The sequence below is a fragment of the Aeromonas sp. 600948 genome (genome assembly GCF_049174875.1).
Classification (GTDB): domain Bacteria; phylum Pseudomonadota; class Gammaproteobacteria; order Enterobacterales; family Aeromonadaceae; genus Aeromonas; species Aeromonas veronii_A.
In genome coordinates, this window is record NZ_JAAKTY010000020.1 from 75,530 (window position 1) to 90,588 (window position 15,059).

Here is a 15,059-nt window from a genome sequence, read left to right on the forward strand (position 1 = left end):
CGTATCCGTGGATACGCCCTTCTGCATGGTCAGCTCTTGGTTTCGACTGATGCACGATAGCGTTTACCGTACTTGAGCTGCTGGATCAGCAGGGCGGCAACGATGAGCGCCAACCCGATGGGGGTGGCCGGATGGATGGTTTCGCCGATCAACAGGTTGAGCAGCACCAGTGAGGCAAACGGCGAGATAAAGATGAGGTTGCTGATGGGGGCCGTGTTGGTGGCATGGCGCAGCGCCATCAGCCAGAGCACGAAACCGAAGCCCATTTCGAACAGTCCCACATAGATGGCACCAGCCCATCCCTGCCAGGCGGTCATGGCAAAATCGGAGAGCAACCAGGTCGCAACGACGATAAAGGGCAGGCTGATCATAAAGCCGAGCAACAGGCTGACGATGGGATCCCCCTGATTGCGGGTGTTGAGGATCCAGTAGCTGGCCCAGATGAGGGTCGAGACCAGTGCCAGCGTCACGCCGAGGGGGTTGTCGAACTGCAGGCCGAATACATCCCCTCTGGTAGCGATCACCAGTGCGCCAAAATATCCCAACACGATGGCGACGCCATCGCGCCGACGCAGCTTCTGGCCGAGAAAGGGGACGGCAAGCAGACTGAGAGTGATAGCCCAAGTGTAGTTGAGGGTCTGTGCCTGCTGGGCAGGCAGCAGGTCATACGCCTTGAACAGCAACAAGTAATAGAGAAAGGGGTTCAGCACACCCAGAGTCAAGTAGTAGAAAGGGCGGGCCTTGATGTAGCTCCCCAGCAGCGGCAGTTTGCCCTGTTTGGCGACGACGGCTGTCAGCGTGAGAGTTGAGGTGAAGGCGGCCACAAGCAACAGTTGCACGGGTTCGAAATAGGCGAGGGAGATCTTGAAGGCTGTGGCGACCGTCGACCAGAGGGCAACGGCGCAAAGGCCATACTGATAGGCTTTCTTTTGATCTTTGAGCATGGGATGTCGTTCCACTGACGGAGGCAAGCGCACAGTCTACCAGTCTGCTTGTAACATTGTCGTTACCTGGGTGTTGGTAGCAGAGTGCGTTGCCGCAGGCGAGATCCATCTGTTACATAAAACTGCGCATAATCTGTTCGCTTTCCCTTGCGCAAATTTGAAAAATCCGTATAATCCCCTCCGCTTACCCATGAGGTAAGCCAGACGATATGTCTGTTGCTGAGTTTCCTGTTTACAGGAGCCAGCCATACAGTCCTCCCGATATGGGGGGAAACGTGAAAAATCACACCTCTGGCGGGAGAAATCTCGGTCGGGCGGTGTTGATTTATGTTCTTTTATCTATTGGAGCTCTGTCAATGCAGAACCAAAGAATCCGTATCCGCCTGAAGGCTTTTGATCATCGCCTGATTGATCAATCCACTGCGGAAATCGTTGAAACTGCTAAGCGCACTGGCGCGCAGGTTCGCGGTCCTATTCCGCTGCCGACTCGCAAAGAGCGCTTCACCGTCCTGATCTCCCCGCACGTCAACAAAGATGCGCGTGATCAGTACGAGATCCGCACTCACAAGCGTCTGGTAGACATCGTTGAGCCGACTGACAAGACCGTAGACGCCCTGATGCGTCTGGATCTGGCAGCTGGTGTAGACGTCCAGATCAGCCTGGGTTAATTACGGAAAGAGGTTGATAACAATGACAATCGGTCTTGTAGGTCGCAAAGTGGGTATGACTCGCATCTTCACTGAAGATGGCGTTTCTATCCCGGTGACTGTTATCGAAGTTGAAGCTAACCGTGTAACTCAGGTCAAATCTGTAGAAACCGACGGCTACAACGCTATTCAGGTTACCACTGGCGCCAAAAAAGCCAGCCGTGTGACCAAGCCGGAAGCTGGCCACTTCGCCAAAGCTGGTGTAGAAGCCGGTCGCGGTCTGTGGGAATTCCGCCTGAACAACGGTGAAACTTTCACTGTTGGTAGCGAGCTGAAAGTAGATCTTCTCGCTGACGTTAAGCTGGTAGACGTTACCGGCACATCCAAAGGTAAGGGCTTTGCTGGTACTGTTAAGCGCCACAACTTCCGCACCCAGGATATGACCCACGGTAACTCCTTGTCTCACCGCGTTCCGGGTTCTATCGGTCAGAACCAGACTCCGGGTCGTGTATTCAAGGGCAAAAAGATGGCTGGTCACATGGGTGCTGAGCGTGTAACGACTCAGAACCTGGAACTGGTTCGTGTTGACGCTGAACGCAACCTGCTGCTCATCAAAGGTGCAGTACCGGGTGCAACCAACGGCAACGTGATCGTCAAACCTGCCGTCAAAGCGTAACGTCTGAGGAGATAGTAATGGAATTGGTAATGAAAGACGCCAAGAGCGCTCTTGAAGTTTCCGAGACTACCTTCGGGCGCGAATTCAACGAAGCTCTGGTTCACCAGGTCGTCGTTGCATATGCCGCTGGTGCCCGTCAGGGTACTCGTGCGCAGCTGACTCGCTCTGAAGTGTCTGGTGGCGGCAAAAAGCCGTGGCGTCAGAAGGGTACTGGTCGTGCCCGTGCTGGCTCCATCCGTTCGCCCATCTGGCGTTCCGGTGGTGTGACTTTTGCTGCTAAGCCGCAAGATCACAGCCAGAAAGTAAACAAGAAGATGTACCGCGGCGCTATCCGTAGCATTCTGTCCGAGCTGGTACGTCAAGAGCGCCTGATCGTTGTTGAGAAGTTCGGCATCGAAGCTCCGAAGACCAAAGAACTGATCGCCAAGCTGAAAGAAATGGAACTGACTGACGTTCTGATCGTGACTGCTGAAGTCGATGAGAACCTGTTCCTGGCTGCTCGCAACCTGTACAAAGTTGACGTGCGTGACGTTGCCGGTATCGACCCGGTCAGCCTGATCGCTTTCGACAAGGTTCTGATGACTGCTGACGCAGTTAAGCAAATCGAGGAGATGCTGGCATGATCCGTGAAGAGCGTCTGCTGAAAGTTCTGAAGGCTCCGCACATCTCTGAAAAGAGCACCATGGTTGCAGAAAAGCAGAACACTATCGTGTTCAAAGTTGCTGTTGATGCTACCAAGGCGGAAGTCAAAGCTGCAGTTGCGAAACTGTTCGAGGTCGAAGTTGAGACCGTCCGTACCCTGAACATGAAGGGTAAGACCAAGCGCGCAGGTGCACGCGTAGGCCGTCGTTCCGATTGGAAAAAGGCTTATGTGACCCTGAAAGCTGGTCAGGACATCGACTTCATGGGCGCAGCCGAGTAAGAGGAGTTCTCAAAAATGGCAATCGTTAAGTGCAAGCCTACTTCTCCGGGCCGCCGCCACGTCGTCAAGATCGTCAATCAAGAGCTGTACAAGGGCAAGCCCTTCGCCGCTCTGCTGGACAGCAAAAGCAAGTCCGGTGGTCGTAACAACAACGGCCGTATCACTACCCGTCATATCGGTGGTGGTCACAAGCAGCACTACCGTATCGTCGACTTCAAGCGCGACAAAGACGGTATCCCGGCTAAAGTAGAGCGCCTGGAATACGATCCGAACCGTACCGCTAACATCGCTCTGGTGTTGTATGCAGACGGTGAGCGTCGTTACATCCTGGCTCCGAAAGGCCTGAAAGCTGGTGACGCGATCGCTTCTGGTGCTGATGCAGCCATCAAGGTAGGTAACGCCCTGCCGATGCGCAACATCCCGGTTGGTTCTACCGTTCACGCTGTAGAGATGAAGCCTGGTAAAGGTGCCCAGCTGGCTCGTTCCGCTGGTACTTTCATCCAGATCCTGGCTCGTGAAGGTAACTATGTAACTCTGCGTCTGCGTTCCGGCGAAGTACGTAAAGTTCTGGCCGAGTGCCGCGCTACCATCGGTGAAGTCGGTAACTCCGAGCACATGTTGCGTCAACTGGGTAAAGCCGGTGCAAACCGCTGGCGTGGTATTCGTCCGACCGTTCGCGGTATGGCGATGAACCCTGTTGACCACCCGCACGGTGGTGGTGAGGGTCGTAACAAGGGCATGCAGCCTGTGTCCCCATGGGGCCAGAAGGCTAAAGGCTTCAAGACCCGTAAGAACAAGCGTACCGACAAGTACATCGTACGTCGTCGTAACAAGTAATTGTTAACATAGAGGAATCACCATGCCACGTTCTCTCAAGAAGGGTCCATTTATTGACCTGCACTTGCTGAAGAAGGTAGAGAAAGCGGTGGAAAGCGGGGATAAAAAGCCGGTTAAAACCTGGTCCCGTCGTTCAATGATCATCCCGAACATGATCGGTTTGACCATCGCTGTCCATAATGGTCGTCAGCACGTTCCGGTTTTCGTTACCGAAGAAATGATCGGTCACAAACTGGGTGAATTCGCACCGACTCGTACTTATCGCGGCCATGCTGCTGATAAGAAGGCTAAGAAGCGCTAAGGGATAAATGATGGAAGCTATCGCTAAACACCGTTATGCCCGTACTTCTGCCCAGAAAGCTCGTCTGGTAGCCGATCAAGTACGTGGTCTGTCCGTAGACAAGGCTCTGAATATCCTGACCTTCAGCCCGAAAAAGGCTGCAGTGCTGGTTAAGAAAGTGCTGGAATCTGCCATTGCAAACGCTGAGCACAACGAAGGCGCCGATATCGACGCGCTGCGTGTTGCTACTATCATGGTCGACGAAGGTCCCTCCATGAAGCGCATCCGTCCGCGTGCCAAAGGTCGTGCGGATCGTATCCTCAAGCGTACCGCTCACATCACTGTAGTGGTATCCGACGCTAAGGCTGGGAGATAAGCAATGGGTCAGAAAGTACATCCTAATGGCATTCGCCTGGGTATTACCAAGCCTTGGAATTCTACCTGGTTCGCGAACACCAAAGACTTCGCTGACAACCTGTACAGCGATTTTCAAGTACGCCAGTTCCTGACCAAGGAACTGAAAAACGCGTCCTTGTCCAAGATCACCATTGAGCGTCCGGCCAAGAGCATCCGTGTGACCATTCACACCGCTCGTCCGGGTGTTGTCATCGGTAAGAAAGGCGAAGACGTTGAGAAGCTGCGCAAAGCTGTAGCCACTATTGCTGGCGTGCCTGCTCAGATCAACATTTCCGAAGTCCGCAAGCCGGAGCTGGATGGCAAACTCGTTGCCGACAGCATCACTTCCCAGCTGGAGCGTCGTGTAATGTTCCGTCGTGCTATGAAGCGCGCCGTACAGAACGCAATGCGCCTGGGTGCCAAGGGCATCAAAGTGGAAGTTTCCGGTCGTCTGGGCGGCGCTGAAATCGCGCGTACCGAATGGTACCGTGAAGGTCGTGTGCCGTTGCACACCCTGCGTGCCGACATCGACTACGCAACTTCTGAAGCCCACACCACTTACGGTGTGATCGGCGTTAAAGTTTGGATCTTCAAGGGCGAAGTTCTGGGCGGTCTGGCTGCTGTTAACGCTGCCGCTGCTCAAGAGCAAGCTCCTGCAAAGCCCAAGCGTGACAACAAGCGCCGCGCTGCTAAGTAAGGAGATTCGGTAAATGTTGCAACCTAAGCGTACTAAATTCCGCAAGACCCACAAGGGTCGTAACCGCGGTCTGGCCACCTCTGGTAACGAAGTATCCTTCGGTACCTTTGGCCTGAAGGCGACATCCCGTGGTCAACTGACTGCTCGTCAAATCGAAGCAGCCCGTCGTGCCATGACCCGTCACGTTAAGCGTCAAGGTAAGATCTGGATCCGTGTGTTCCCGGACAAGCCCATCACCGAAAAGCCCCTTGAAGTTCGTATGGGTAAAGGTAAGGGTAACGTGGAATACTGGGTTTGCCCGATCCAGCCTGGCAAGGTTCTGTACGAGATGGACGGTGTACCTGAGGCTCTGGCGCGTGAAGCGTTTGCCCTGGCCGCAGCTAAGCTGTCTGTTCAGACCACTTTCGTAATTAAGACGGTGATGTGATGAAAGCCCAAGATCTGCGTCAAAAGAGCGTCGAAGAACTGAACCAGGAGCTGCTGGGCCTGCTGCGTGAGCAATTCAACATGCGCATGCAAGCGTCCACCGGCCAGCTGGCTCAGACTCACACTCTGAAACAAGTGCGTCGTGACGTCGCACGTATCAAGACTGTACTGACTGAGAAGGCAGGTGCGTAATGACTGACAAGATCCGTACTCTGCAAGGTCGTGTAATCAGCGACAAGATGGACAAGTCCATCACTGTTGCTATCGAGCGCAAGGTAAAGCACCCGATCTACGGTAAGATCATCAAGCGCACTACCAAGCTGCACGTACATGACGAAAACAACGAGTGCAAAGCTGGCGACCTCGTGGAAATCCGCGAATGCCGCCCGCTGTCCAAGACCAAGTCCTGGACCCTGGTTGCCGTTGTAGAAAAGGCCTAATCGGTACTTTGTAGTCCAAGCGGCCCCTTTCAGGGGCCGTTTGTTTTTTAGGCTACCTTTTCTGAAAATCCTGTGTTATAGTTTCGCGCCTTTTGAAGGCAGCCAGATCCCATTAGGGATAAGAAGTAAACAAAGCGGAGCACTAAGATGATCCAGATGCAAAGTATGCTGGGTGTTGCCGACAACTCCGGCGCTCGCAGTGTAATGTGTATTAAGGTTCTGGGTGGCTCGCACCGCCGTTACGCCGGCATCGGCGACATCATCAAGGTTTCCATCAAGGAAGCCATTCCTCGCGGTAAAGTGAAGAAAGGTGATGTGTATAACGCGGTGGTCGTACGCACCCGTAAAGGCGTTCGTCGTCCGGACGGCTCTGTCATCCGTTTCGACAACAATGCGGCTGTGTTGCTTAACAACAACCAACAGCCAATCGGTACTCGTATTTTTGGCCCGGTGACCCGTGAACTGCGTAATGAGAAGTTCATGAAGATTGTGTCCCTGGCACCCGAAGTACTGTAAGGAGTCGAACGATGGCAGCTAAAATCCGTCGCGAAGACGAAGTGATTGTTCTTACCGGCAAAGACAAGGGCAAGCGTGGCAAAGTCACTCAAGTCCTGATTGCAAAAGGTAAGGTAATCGTGGAAGGCATCAACCAGGTGAAGAAACACCAGAAGCCGGTACCCGCACTGGGTCAGGCTGGCGGTATCGTCACCAAAGAAGCCCCCATCGATGTATCAAACGTAGCGCTGTTCAACTCTGCCACTGGCAAAGCTGACCGCGTTGGTTTCCGGATTGAAGACGGCAAAAAAGTCCGTTTCTTCAAATCCACCGGCGAACTTGTGAAGTAATTGGAGTTTAACGATGGCGAAACTGCATGATTACTACAAATCCGATGTAGTAAATGAACTGTCCAAGCAGTTCGGTTACAAGACTATCATGCAAGTCCCTCGGATCGAGAAAATCACCCTGAACATGGGTGTTGGTGAAGCGATCTCTGACAAGAAATTGCTGGAAAATGCTGCTGCCGATATGGCTGCCATTTCCGGTCAGAAGCCGCTGATCACCAAAGCTCGCAAATCTGTTGCGGGCTTCAAGATTCGTGAAGGCTACCCGATAGGTTGTAAAGTAACCCTGCGTGGCGAGCGTATGTGGGAGTTCCTGGAACGGCTGATCTGCATCTCCGTACCGCGTATCCGTGACTTCCGTGGCCTGAACGCTAAAGCGTTCGACGGTCGTGGTAACTACTCCATGGGCGTGCGTGAGCAGATCATCTTCCCGGAAATCGACTATGACAAAGTCGATCGCGTCCGTGGTCTGGATATCACCATCACCACTTCCGCGAATACCGATGAAGAAGGCCGTGCTCTGCTGGCTGCCTTTAACTTCCCATTCCGCAAGTAAGGTTAGGGTTATGGCTAAAACATCCATGAAAGCGCGCGAAGCAAAGCGTGCCAAGCTGGTAGCCAAGTACGCGACCAAGCGTGCCGAGCTGAAAGCTATCATCGTTGACATGAACGCTTCTGAAGAAGCGCGTTGGGATGCTGTACTGCAACTGCAACAGCTGCCCCGTGATTCCAGTCCGTCCCGCCAGCGTAACCGTTGCAATATTACTGGTCGTCCGCACGGTTTCCTGCGCAAGTTTGGCCTGTCTCGCATCAAGGTGCGTGAGCATGCCATGAAGGGCGAAATTCCGGGCCTGAAGAAGGCTTCTTGGTAACGAATCTCGGGAGTTAGACTTATGAGCATGCAAGATCCGATCGCGGATATGCTGACCCGCATCCGTAACGGTCAGGCGGCGAGCAAAGTTGCGGTTTCCATGCCTTCTTCCAAGCTGAAAGTGGCTATCGCCAAAGTGCTGAAAGAAGAAGGTTACATCGCTGGCTACTCCGTAGCTGGTGACGTGAAGCCGGAACTGGAAATTGAACTGAAATATTTCCAGGGCAAGCCAGTTGTAGAACTGATCCAACGCGTAAGCCGTCCAGGCCTGCGTATTTACAAGCGCACTACTGATCTGCCGAAAGTTATGGGCGGTCTCGGTGTTGCTATCGTGTCCACGTCTAAAGGTGTGATGACTGACCGTGCTGCTCGCAAAGCAAGCATGGGCGGTGAGATCATCTGCTACGTCGCTTAATAGGAGGTAGGAAATGTCTCGTGTTGCTAAGGCACCCGTCACTATTCCTGCTGGCGTAGAGGTGACTCTGAACGGCCAGGAACTGACCATCAAAGGTGGTAAAGGTTCTCTGGTTCGCTCTATTCACGCCGGTGTAGAAGTGACCAAAGAAGACAATGTACTGAAGTTCGCCCCGCGCAGCAGCATCGCTGGTGCTGACGCTCAGGCCGGTACTGCCCGTGCATTGGTCAACAACATGGTAATCGGTGTTACCCAAGGCTTCGAGCGCAAGCTGCAGCTGGTTGGTGTAGGTTATAAAGCCTCCATCAAGGGCAATGCTGTTGCGCTGGCTCTGGGCTTCTCTCACCCGGTAGAGCATGCGCTGCCGGCTGGTGTGACCGCTGAGTGCCCGACTGCTACAGAAATCGTTCTGCGTGGCGTCGACAAGCAGCTGGTTGGCCAAGTCGCCGCCGATATCCGTGCTTACCGCGCTCCGGAGCCCTACAAGGGCAAGGGTGTACGCTATGCCAACGAGCAAGTGCGTACTAAAGAAGCTAAGAAGAAGTAAGGTAACACTATGGACAAGAAAGCAGCTCGTCTCCGTCGTGCTACTCGTGCTCGGAAAAAGATGCAGGAACTGGGAGCTACCCGTCTGGTTGTTCACCGTACCCCGCGTCATATCTATGCGCAGGTTATTGCAGCCAACGGTTCCGAAGTTCTGGCCTCTGCTTCCACAGTAGAGAAAGCCATCAGTGAAGCTCTGAAATACACCGGTAACGCAGATGCTGCTACCGCTGTAGGTAAAGCTATCGCTGAGCGTGCTATTGCCAAAGGCGTTCAGAACGTATCTTTCGATCGTTCCGGTTTCAAGTATCACGGTCGCATCGCTGCCCTGGCAGCTGCCGCACGTGACGCTGGTCTTCAGTTCTAAGCTAGGAGTCGAAGATGGCTAAAGTCGAATCTCAAGCCGGCGAACTGCAAGAAAAGCTCATTGCAGTAAACCGTGTTTCGAAAACTGTTAAAGGTGGTCGTATCATGTCCTTCACCGCGTTGACCGTGGTGGGTGATGGTAACGGCCGTGTAGGTTACGGTTACGGTAAAGCCCGTGAAGTTCCGGCTGCTATTCAAAAAGCAATGGAACAGGCCAAGCGTAACCTGAACAAGGTTGAACTGAACAACGGCACCCTGCACCACCCGGTGAAAGGTGTTCACTCCGGTTCCACCGTGTTCATGAAGCCGGCCTCTCAAGGTACTGGTATCATCGCAGGCGGCGCCATGCGTGCCGTTCTGGAAGTTGCTGGTATCCACAACGTGCTGGCTAAGACCTACGGTTCCACCAACCCAATCAACGTTGTTCGCGCAACTGTAGACGCTCTGGTTCACGGTCAGTCACCGGAACAGATCGCTGCCAAGCGTGGTCTGCGCGTTGAAGAAATTCTGGGGTAATGCGACATGGCTAACACTGTAAAAGTAACTCAAACTCGCAGCTCTATCGGCCGTCTGCCAAAGCACAAGGCGACTCTGCGTGGTCTGGGTCTGCGTCGCATTGGTCACACCGTTGAGCTGGAAGATACTCCTTGCGTACGCGGTATGATCAACCAGGTTTATTACATGGTTAAGGTGGAGGGCTAAGCATGCGTCTGAATACTCTGTCTCCGGCCGCTGGTTCCAAGCGCGTTAAGCACCGTCCGGGCCGTGGTATCGGTTCTGGTCTGGGCAAGACCGGTGGTCGTGGTGTTAAAGGTCAAACCTCTCGTTCCGGTGGCGGTAAAGTCCGCAACGGTTTCGAAGGCGGCCAGATGCCTTTGAAAATCCGTCTGCCGAAGTTCGGTTTCTTCTCTCGCAAATCTTTGGTATCTGCCGAAGTGCGCCTGAACGAAATCGCCCTGGTAGAAGGTGATGTAGTCGACGTGAGCACTCTGAAGCAAGCCGGCGTTCTGACCAAGAACATCGTGTTCGCTAAAGTTGTTCTGTCTGGCAACATTGACCGTGCTGTGACCGTTCGTGGTCTGTCCGTCACCAAAGGTGCACGTGCAGCCATCGAGGCCGCTGGCGGTAAAATCGAGGAATAATCAGTACAATGGCTAAGAAACCAGGATTGGATGTTAAAGCACAGGGTGGTCTGAGTGAACTGAAGAGCCGTCTGCTCTTCGTTCTCGGGGCGATTATCGTTTTCCGTGCAGGCTCTTATGTGCCGATTCCTGGTATTGACGCCGCCGTACTGGCCGAGTTGTTCCAGCAACAGAAGGGCACCATCATTGAGATGTTCAACATGTTCAGTGGTGGTGCACTATCGCGTGCTTCTATTCTTGCGTTGGGGATCATGCCGTACATTTCGGCGTCGATCATTATCCAGCTGCTGACAGTGGTTCATCCTGCTCTTGCTGAACTCAAGAAAGAGGGTGAATCCGGCCGTCGCAAGATTAGCCAATATACCCGTTGGGGCACGCTGGTTTTGGGAACTTTCCAGGCCATTGGTATTGCAACCGGTCTGCCGAATATGATGCAAGGACTCGTGACTCATCCGGGTTTGGGCTTCTATTTCACAGCGGTTGTGAGTCTGGTCACCGGTACCATGTTCTTGATGTGGTTGGGTGAGCAGATTACCGAGCGTGGGATTGGTAATGGTATCTCGTTGATTATTTTCACAGGTATCGTTGCTGGTCTGCCGCATGCCATTGGCGCTACGGCCGAACAGGCACGTCAAGGGGAATTGCACATCCTGCTGTTGTTGTTGCTGGGCTTGATTGTTTTCGCAGTGACTTACTTTGTGGTGTTCGTGGAGCGTGGTCAGCGTCGTATCGTCGTTAACTATGCCAAGCGTCAACAAGGCCGCCAGGTATTTGCCGCGCAAAGCACGCACCTGCCGTTGAAAGTGAATATGGCTGGTGTGATTCCTGCGATTTTCGCATCCAGTATCATCCTCTTCCCGGGTACCATTACCTCCTGGTTTGGTCAGGGTGAGGGTAAAGTCGCTGATATCCTGCAACAGGTCTCTATGGTCCTGCAGCCGGGTCAGCCGCTTTACGAGATGCTGTATGCAGCAGCCATTATCTTTTTCTGTTTCTTCTATACCGCGCTGGTGTTCAACCCCCGCGAGACAGCAGATAACCTGAAGAAGAGTGGAGCCTTTATCCCGGGGATCCGCCCGGGCGAGCAGACAGCACGTTATATCGATAAGGTTATGACTCGCCTGACATTGGCAGGTGCGCTCTATATAACCTTTATCTGTCTGGTACCCCAGTTCCTGATGACTGCCTGGAACGTACAGTTCTACTTCGGTGGCACTTCGCTGCTGATTATTGTGGTGGTTATCATGGACTTCATGGCTCAGGTACAAACCCATATGATGTCTCATCAATATGGTGACGTCCTGAGGAAGGCCAACCTGAAGGGCTACGGCCGCTAAAGGTCGGCGTAGTTACGGAGTTAAGCAATGAAAGTTCGTGCTTCCGTTAAGGCAATCTGCCGTAACTGCAAAATCATCAAGCGTCACGGTGTGGTGCGTGTGATTTGCAGCGAGCCAAAGCATAAACAGCGCCAAGGCTAATTTTTTACGGTTAGTACTTGCAACAAATAGTTGTGCTGGCTAATATAGCCAGCCAACTTTTGTTGTGTATTGGTTGACCGCCACGTATCCGCTCACGGGCTTTGTGGTGGTCGTAATCTACTATATGTAGGAGTGAATAGTGGCCCGTATCGCTGGCATTAACATTCCTGACCATAAGCATGCAGTCATTGCTTTGACTGCGATTTATGGCGTCGGTCGTACCCGCTCCAAGGCCATTTGTGCCGCAGCCGGTATCGCTGAGAATGTGAAAATTAAAGACCTGGACGAAGCTCAGATCGAGAGTCTGCGTGAACAAGTAGGTAAATTCACCGTTGAAGGTGACCTGCGTCGTCAGATTTCCATGAACATCAAGCGATTGATGGATCTGGGTTGCTACCGTGGTTTGCGTCACCGTCGTAGCCTGCCTGTTCGTGGTCAACGTACCAAGACCAACGCTCGTACCCGTAAGGGTCCGCGCAAGGCTATCAAGAAGTAACGGGAAGGTAGAAAATGGCTAAAACTCCGACTCGTGCTCGCAAGCGCGTTAAAAAGCAAGTGAGCGACGGTATTGCGCACGTTCATGCATCTTTCAACAACACAATCGTGACCATTACTGACCGTCAGGGCAATGCTCTGTCTTGGGCTACTTCTGGTGGTTCCGGTTTCCGTGGTTCTCGTAAGTCCACCCCGTTCGCTGCTCAGGTAGCTGCCGAGCGCGCTGGTGAGATGGCCAAAGAATATGGCGTCAAGAACCTGGAAGTCATGGTCAAAGGTCCGGGTCCCGGTCGTGAGTCTTCCATCCGCGCCCTGAACGCGGCTGGTTTCCGCATCACTAACATTACTGATGTGACTCCGATCCCGCACAACGGTTGTCGTCCTCCCAAGAAGCGCCGCGTGTAACGCTGTAGCTACTTGGTCTAGGATTGTTGGAGAAAGAAGATGGCAAGATATATCGGTCCTAAGCTTAAGCTTAGCCGTCGTGAGGGCACAGACCTCTTCCTGAAGTCTGGTGTTCGTGCGATTGATTCTAAGTGCAAGATTGACACCGCTCCTGGTCAGCACGGCGCTCGCAAGCCCCGTCTGTCCGATTACGGTGTGCAACTGCGCGAGAAACAAAAAGTTCGTCGTATCTACGGCGTATTGGAAAAACAGTTCCGCAACTACTACCGCGACGCTGCCCGTCAAAAGGGTAACACCGGTGAAAACCTGTTGCAGCTGCTGGAAGGTCGTCTGGACAACGTCGTATACCGCATGGGCTTCGGTGCTACCCGCGCTGAATCTCGTCAGCTGGTGAGCCACAAGGCCATCATGGTAAACGGCCGCGTTGTGAACATTCCTTCTTTCCAGGTTTCCCCTGAGGACGTGATCTGCGTTCGTGAGAAGGCTAAGAAGCAAGCGCGTATCAAAGCTGCCCTTGAGGTTGCTGGTCAGCGCGAGAAGCCGACTTGGGTAGAGGTTGATGCCGCTAAAATGGAAGGTGCCTTCAAGCGCCTGCCAGAGCGTTCCGACCTGTCTGCCGACATTAACGAACAGCTGATCGTCGAGCTTTACTCCAAGTAAAGCTAGCTTCTAAAGAGAGGACACAATGCTGGGTTCTGTAACAGATTTTCTTAAACCGCGGCTAGTTGACATCGAGCAAGTTAGCCCGACTCATGCGAAAGTGACTCTTGAGCCACTCGAGCGTGGCTTTGGTCACACGCTGGGCAACGCCCTGCGTCGTATTTTGCTGTCTTCTATGCCCGGTTGTGCAGTTACTGAAGTCGAAATTGACGGGGTACTGCATGAGTACAGCAGCAAAGAAGGTGTACAGGAAGACATTCTTGAAATCCTGCTCAACCTGAAAGGTATCGCTGTGAAGCTGGAAGGCAAGGACGAGGTAACTCTGTCCCTGACCAAGTCTGGAACAGGCCCCGTTACCGCAGGTGATATCACTCACGGTGATGAAGTCGAGATCGTAAACCCGGAGCACGTAATCTGCCACCTGACTGGTGCCAATGCTGAAATCAGCATGCGCTTGAAAGTTCAGCGCGGTCGTGGTTATGTGCCTGCTTCCGCTCGTGTTCACAACGATGACGAAGAGCGTCCTATCGGTCGCCTGCTGCTGGACTCCGCGTTCAGCCCCATCGTTCGTATTGCCTACAATGTTGAGGCAGCACGTGTGGAACAGCGTACCGACTTGGACAAGCTGGTCATCGACATGGAGACCAATGGTACCCTGGATCCTGAGGAAGCTATCCGTCGTTCTGCCACTATTCTGGCTGAGCAACTGGAAGCCTTCGTGGATCTGCGCGATGTCAGCGTGCCCGAGAAGAAAGAAGAGAAACCCGAGTTTGATCCGATTCTGCTGCGTCCTGTCGATGATTTGGAGCTGACAGTTCGTTCTGCGAACTGTCTGAAGGCAGAAGCTATCCACTATATTGGTGATCTGGTACAGCGTACCGAAGTTGAGTTGCTTAAGACTCCTAACCTCGGTAAGAAGTCCCTGACTGAGATCAAGGACGTGTTGGCCTCCCGTGGTCTGTCTCTTGGCATGCGCCTTGAGAACTGGCCGCCCGCCAGCATCGCTGACGAGTAATCCAGATTACGGGTTTCACAGATTTAGTTAGAAGGATAAGGTCATGCGCCATCGTTTGAGTGGTCGTCAACTGAACCGGAACAGCAGCCATCGTCAGGCTATGTTCCGCAACATGGCCAGCTCCCTGGTTCGTCATGAGATCATCAAGACGACTCTGCCTAAGGCAAAAGAGCTGCGTCGTGTAGTTGAACCGCTGATCACCCTTGCCAAGACTGATAGCGTTGCTAATCGTCGTCTGGCATTTGCCCGCACTCGCGACAACGCGATCGTGGCTAAGCTGTTCAATGAACTGGGCCCGCGCTACCTGGAGCGCGCCGGCGGTTATACTCGCATTCTGAAATGCGGTTTCCGTGCTGGCGACAACGCCCCTATGGCTTATATTGAGCTGGTAGACCGCCCGGCCGCTGCTGAAGCAGCTGCTGAGTGATAAAGAAAAAGCCGGGCTTGTCCCGGCTTTTCTTTTAATCCATTCTGATACTGCCTCAACTGCCTCAACTGCCTCAACTGCCTCAACTGCCTCAACTGCCTCAACTGCCTCAACTGCCTCAACTGCCTCAACTGC

At 53.3% G+C, this 15,059-nt stretch carries 29 protein-coding genes; 28 read left to right on the forward strand and 1 reads right to left on the reverse strand.

Features of this window, described 5'->3' with window-relative positions:
* Positions 1-29: 29 nt before the first annotated feature.
* Positions 30-944: a DMT family transporter gene (locus G5182_RS15965; protein WP_227341575.1), complete on the reverse strand. Its 915-nt coding sequence runs from the start codon at positions 942-944 to the stop codon at positions 30-32.
* 356 nt (positions 945-1,300) lie between these two features.
* Here G5182_RS15965 and rpsJ point away from each other — a divergent pair, with 356 nt between their 5' ends.
* The 28 genes from rpsJ (at position 1,301) to rplQ (ending at position 14,924) form a co-directional block, all read left to right on the forward strand.
* A complete protein-coding gene (gene rpsJ, locus G5182_RS15970; RefSeq protein ID WP_005307944.1) occupies positions 1,301-1,612 on the forward strand; it encodes a 30S ribosomal protein S10 in 312 nt (103 codons plus the stop codon).
* Positions 1,613-1,634: 22 nt separating this feature from the next.
* Complete coding sequence (rplC, locus tag G5182_RS15975; RefSeq protein ID WP_005340620.1) at positions 1,635-2,267, forward strand: 50S ribosomal protein L3; 633 nt, start codon at positions 1,635-1,637, stop codon at positions 2,265-2,267.
* A 17-nt stretch (positions 2,268-2,284) separates the two neighbouring features.
* The gene (gene rplD, locus G5182_RS15980; RefSeq protein WP_005340616.1) at positions 2,285-2,890 is read left to right on the forward strand and encodes a 50S ribosomal protein L4; all 606 of its coding nucleotides are present in this window, start codon (positions 2,285-2,287) and stop codon (positions 2,888-2,890) included.
* Positions 2,887-3,189 carry a 50S ribosomal protein L23 gene (gene rplW / locus G5182_RS15985; protein ID WP_005307955.1) on the forward strand — a complete coding sequence of 101 codons (303 nt, stop codon included), beginning with the start codon at positions 2,887-2,889 and terminating at the stop codon, positions 3,187-3,189. The genes rplD and rplW overlap by 4 nt, the downstream gene beginning before the upstream one ends.
* Before the next feature lie 15 nt (positions 3,190-3,204).
* Positions 3,205-4,026 (forward strand): 50S ribosomal protein L2, encoded by an 822-nt coding sequence (gene rplB, locus G5182_RS15990; protein WP_005340614.1) that lies wholly within the window; start codon positions 3,205-3,207, stop codon positions 4,024-4,026.
* Between the two features lie 22 nt (positions 4,027-4,048).
* Positions 4,049-4,327 carry a 30S ribosomal protein S19 gene (rpsS, locus tag G5182_RS15995; RefSeq protein WP_005307960.1) on the forward strand — a complete coding sequence of 93 codons (279 nt, stop codon included), beginning with the start codon at positions 4,049-4,051 and terminating at the stop codon, positions 4,325-4,327.
* A gap of 10 nt (positions 4,328-4,337) precedes the next feature.
* The gene (rplV, locus tag G5182_RS16000; RefSeq protein ID WP_005319741.1) at positions 4,338-4,682 is read left to right on the forward strand and encodes a 50S ribosomal protein L22; all 345 of its coding nucleotides are present in this window, start codon (positions 4,338-4,340) and stop codon (positions 4,680-4,682) included.
* A 3-nt stretch (positions 4,683-4,685) separates the two neighbouring features.
* Positions 4,686-5,399: a 30S ribosomal protein S3 gene (rpsC, locus tag G5182_RS16005; protein ID WP_005307962.1), complete on the forward strand. Its 714-nt coding sequence runs from the start codon at positions 4,686-4,688 to the stop codon at positions 5,397-5,399.
* A gap of 13 nt (positions 5,400-5,412) precedes the next feature.
* Positions 5,413-5,826: a 50S ribosomal protein L16 gene (rplP, locus tag G5182_RS16010; protein WP_005340612.1), complete on the forward strand. Its 414-nt coding sequence runs from the start codon at positions 5,413-5,415 to the stop codon at positions 5,824-5,826.
* Complete coding sequence (gene rpmC, locus G5182_RS16015; RefSeq protein WP_005307965.1) at positions 5,826-6,017, forward strand: 50S ribosomal protein L29; 192 nt, start codon at positions 5,826-5,828, stop codon at positions 6,015-6,017. Before rplP ends, rpmC begins: the two co-directional genes overlap by 1 nt.
* Positions 6,017-6,265, forward strand: a complete 249-nt coding sequence (gene rpsQ / locus G5182_RS16020; RefSeq protein WP_005307966.1) for a 30S ribosomal protein S17 — start codon at positions 6,017-6,019, stop codon at positions 6,263-6,265. The genes rpmC and rpsQ overlap by 1 nt, the downstream gene beginning before the upstream one ends.
* A 147-nt stretch (positions 6,266-6,412) precedes the next feature.
* Positions 6,413-6,781, forward strand: a complete 369-nt coding sequence (rplN, locus tag G5182_RS16025) for a 50S ribosomal protein L14 (RefSeq protein ID WP_005307975.1) — start codon at positions 6,413-6,415, stop codon at positions 6,779-6,781.
* A gap of 11 nt (positions 6,782-6,792) precedes the next feature.
* Entirely contained in the window at positions 6,793-7,110 is a 318-nt protein-coding gene (gene rplX / locus G5182_RS16030) for a 50S ribosomal protein L24 (protein ID WP_005307977.1), read from the forward strand.
* A gap of 13 nt (positions 7,111-7,123) precedes the next feature.
* On the forward strand, positions 7,124-7,663 hold the full coding sequence (gene rplE / locus G5182_RS16035) for a 50S ribosomal protein L5 (RefSeq protein WP_005331162.1): 540 nt from the start codon (positions 7,124-7,126) through the stop codon (positions 7,661-7,663).
* A 10-nt stretch (positions 7,664-7,673) separates the two neighbouring features.
* Positions 7,674-7,979, forward strand: coding sequence for a 30S ribosomal protein S14 (gene rpsN / locus G5182_RS16040; protein WP_005340609.1), 306 nt, complete (start codon positions 7,674-7,676; stop codon positions 7,977-7,979).
* A 21-nt stretch (positions 7,980-8,000) separates the two neighbouring features.
* Positions 8,001-8,393 (forward strand): 30S ribosomal protein S8, encoded by a 393-nt coding sequence (gene rpsH / locus G5182_RS16045; RefSeq protein WP_005307980.1) that lies wholly within the window; start codon positions 8,001-8,003, stop codon positions 8,391-8,393.
* A gap of 13 nt (positions 8,394-8,406) precedes the next feature.
* Positions 8,407-8,940 carry a 50S ribosomal protein L6 gene (gene rplF / locus G5182_RS16050; protein WP_139739779.1) on the forward strand — a complete coding sequence of 178 codons (534 nt, stop codon included), beginning with the start codon at positions 8,407-8,409 and terminating at the stop codon, positions 8,938-8,940.
* A 9-nt stretch (positions 8,941-8,949) separates the two neighbouring features.
* Complete coding sequence (gene rplR / locus G5182_RS16055) at positions 8,950-9,303, forward strand: 50S ribosomal protein L18 (RefSeq protein WP_005340606.1); 354 nt, start codon at positions 8,950-8,952, stop codon at positions 9,301-9,303.
* A gap of 14 nt (positions 9,304-9,317) precedes the next feature.
* Positions 9,318-9,818, forward strand: a complete 501-nt coding sequence (rpsE, locus tag G5182_RS16060) for a 30S ribosomal protein S5 (protein ID WP_005342686.1) — start codon at positions 9,318-9,320, stop codon at positions 9,816-9,818.
* A 6-nt stretch (positions 9,819-9,824) separates the two neighbouring features.
* The gene (gene rpmD, locus G5182_RS16065; protein ID WP_005307985.1) at positions 9,825-10,004 is read left to right on the forward strand and encodes a 50S ribosomal protein L30; all 180 of its coding nucleotides are present in this window, start codon (positions 9,825-9,827) and stop codon (positions 10,002-10,004) included.
* 2 nt (positions 10,005-10,006) lie between these two features.
* Entirely contained in the window at positions 10,007-10,444 is a 438-nt protein-coding gene (gene rplO, locus G5182_RS16070) for a 50S ribosomal protein L15 (RefSeq protein WP_005342691.1), read from the forward strand.
* A gap of 8 nt (positions 10,445-10,452) precedes the next feature.
* Positions 10,453-11,781: a preprotein translocase subunit SecY gene (gene secY / locus G5182_RS16075; RefSeq protein WP_005307989.1), complete on the forward strand. Its 1,329-nt coding sequence runs from the start codon at positions 10,453-10,455 to the stop codon at positions 11,779-11,781.
* 27 nt (positions 11,782-11,808) lie between these two features.
* A complete protein-coding gene (gene rpmJ / locus G5182_RS16080) occupies positions 11,809-11,922 on the forward strand; it encodes a 50S ribosomal protein L36 (protein ID WP_005319705.1) in 114 nt (37 codons plus the stop codon).
* A 139-nt stretch (positions 11,923-12,061) separates the two neighbouring features.
* On the forward strand, positions 12,062-12,418 hold the full coding sequence (gene rpsM, locus G5182_RS16085) for a 30S ribosomal protein S13 (RefSeq protein WP_005307991.1): 357 nt from the start codon (positions 12,062-12,064) through the stop codon (positions 12,416-12,418).
* Positions 12,419-12,432: 14 nt separating this feature from the next.
* Entirely contained in the window at positions 12,433-12,822 is a 390-nt protein-coding gene (rpsK, locus tag G5182_RS16090; RefSeq protein WP_005307993.1) for a 30S ribosomal protein S11, read from the forward strand.
* A 39-nt stretch (positions 12,823-12,861) separates the two neighbouring features.
* On the forward strand, positions 12,862-13,482 hold the full coding sequence (gene rpsD, locus G5182_RS16095) for a 30S ribosomal protein S4 (protein ID WP_005342696.1): 621 nt from the start codon (positions 12,862-12,864) through the stop codon (positions 13,480-13,482).
* A gap of 25 nt (positions 13,483-13,507) precedes the next feature.
* Positions 13,508-14,497 carry a DNA-directed RNA polymerase subunit alpha gene (locus G5182_RS16100; protein ID WP_005307997.1) on the forward strand — a complete coding sequence of 330 codons (990 nt, stop codon included), beginning with the start codon at positions 13,508-13,510 and terminating at the stop codon, positions 14,495-14,497.
* A 43-nt stretch (positions 14,498-14,540) separates the two neighbouring features.
* Complete coding sequence (gene rplQ, locus G5182_RS16105) at positions 14,541-14,924, forward strand: 50S ribosomal protein L17 (protein ID WP_005307999.1); 384 nt, start codon at positions 14,541-14,543, stop codon at positions 14,922-14,924.
* The last annotated feature ends 135 nt before the right edge of the window (positions 14,925-15,059 follow it).

What these genes read in the sequence shown, in the direction of transcription:
- rpsN (WP_005340609.1), top strand. Translation starts at nt 7,674, where the DNA reads ATGGCTAAAACATCCATGAAAGCGCGCGAAGCAAAGCGTGCCAAGCTG.
- rpsJ (WP_005307944.1), top strand. Translation starts at nt 1,301, where the DNA reads ATGCAGAACCAAAGAATCCGTATCCGCCTGAAGGCTTTTGATCATCGC.
- rplD (WP_005340616.1), top strand. Translation starts at nt 2,285, where the DNA reads ATGGAATTGGTAATGAAAGACGCCAAGAGCGCTCTTGAAGTTTCCGAG.
- rpsC (WP_005307962.1), top strand. Translation starts at nt 4,686, where the DNA reads ATGGGTCAGAAAGTACATCCTAATGGCATTCGCCTGGGTATTACCAAG.
- rplE (WP_005331162.1), top strand. Translation starts at nt 7,124, where the DNA reads ATGGCGAAACTGCATGATTACTACAAATCCGATGTAGTAAATGAACTG.
- rpsD (WP_005342696.1), top strand. Translation starts at nt 12,862, where the DNA reads ATGGCAAGATATATCGGTCCTAAGCTTAAGCTTAGCCGTCGTGAGGGC.
- rplP (WP_005340612.1), top strand. Translation starts at nt 5,413, where the DNA reads ATGTTGCAACCTAAGCGTACTAAATTCCGCAAGACCCACAAGGGTCGT.
- rplX (WP_005307977.1), top strand. Translation starts at nt 6,793, where the DNA reads ATGGCAGCTAAAATCCGTCGCGAAGACGAAGTGATTGTTCTTACCGGC.
- rpsK (WP_005307993.1), top strand. Translation starts at nt 12,433, where the DNA reads ATGGCTAAAACTCCGACTCGTGCTCGCAAGCGCGTTAAAAAGCAAGTG.
- rpsH (WP_005307980.1), top strand. Translation starts at nt 8,001, where the DNA reads ATGAGCATGCAAGATCCGATCGCGGATATGCTGACCCGCATCCGTAAC.
- rplO (WP_005342691.1), top strand. Translation starts at nt 10,007, where the DNA reads ATGCGTCTGAATACTCTGTCTCCGGCCGCTGGTTCCAAGCGCGTTAAG.
- G5182_RS16100 (WP_005307997.1), top strand. Translation starts at nt 13,508, where the DNA reads ATGCTGGGTTCTGTAACAGATTTTCTTAAACCGCGGCTAGTTGACATC.
- rplQ (WP_005307999.1), top strand. Translation starts at nt 14,541, where the DNA reads ATGCGCCATCGTTTGAGTGGTCGTCAACTGAACCGGAACAGCAGCCAT.
- rplF (WP_139739779.1), top strand. Translation starts at nt 8,407, where the DNA reads ATGTCTCGTGTTGCTAAGGCACCCGTCACTATTCCTGCTGGCGTAGAG.
- rpmJ (WP_005319705.1), top strand. Translation starts at nt 11,809, where the DNA reads ATGAAAGTTCGTGCTTCCGTTAAGGCAATCTGCCGTAACTGCAAAATC.
- rpsS (WP_005307960.1), top strand. Translation starts at nt 4,049, where the DNA reads ATGCCACGTTCTCTCAAGAAGGGTCCATTTATTGACCTGCACTTGCTG.
- rpmD (WP_005307985.1), top strand. Translation starts at nt 9,825, where the DNA reads ATGGCTAACACTGTAAAAGTAACTCAAACTCGCAGCTCTATCGGCCGT.
- secY (WP_005307989.1), top strand. Translation starts at nt 10,453, where the DNA reads ATGGCTAAGAAACCAGGATTGGATGTTAAAGCACAGGGTGGTCTGAGT.
- rplW (WP_005307955.1), top strand. Translation starts at nt 2,887, where the DNA reads ATGATCCGTGAAGAGCGTCTGCTGAAAGTTCTGAAGGCTCCGCACATC.
- rpsE (WP_005342686.1), top strand. Translation starts at nt 9,318, where the DNA reads ATGGCTAAAGTCGAATCTCAAGCCGGCGAACTGCAAGAAAAGCTCATT.
- rplC (WP_005340620.1), top strand. Translation starts at nt 1,635, where the DNA reads ATGACAATCGGTCTTGTAGGTCGCAAAGTGGGTATGACTCGCATCTTC.
- rpsQ (WP_005307966.1), top strand. Translation starts at nt 6,017, where the DNA reads ATGACTGACAAGATCCGTACTCTGCAAGGTCGTGTAATCAGCGACAAG.
- rplB (WP_005340614.1), top strand. Translation starts at nt 3,205, where the DNA reads ATGGCAATCGTTAAGTGCAAGCCTACTTCTCCGGGCCGCCGCCACGTC.
- rpmC (WP_005307965.1), top strand. Translation starts at nt 5,826, where the DNA reads ATGAAAGCCCAAGATCTGCGTCAAAAGAGCGTCGAAGAACTGAACCAG.
- rplR (WP_005340606.1), top strand. Translation starts at nt 8,950, where the DNA reads ATGGACAAGAAAGCAGCTCGTCTCCGTCGTGCTACTCGTGCTCGGAAA.
- G5182_RS15965 (WP_227341575.1), bottom strand. Translation starts at nt 944, where the DNA reads ATGCTCAAAGATCAAAAGAAAGCCTATCAGTATGGCCTTTGCGCCGTT.
- rplN (WP_005307975.1), top strand. Translation starts at nt 6,413, where the DNA reads ATGATCCAGATGCAAAGTATGCTGGGTGTTGCCGACAACTCCGGCGCT.
- rplV (WP_005319741.1), top strand. Translation starts at nt 4,338, where the DNA reads ATGGAAGCTATCGCTAAACACCGTTATGCCCGTACTTCTGCCCAGAAA.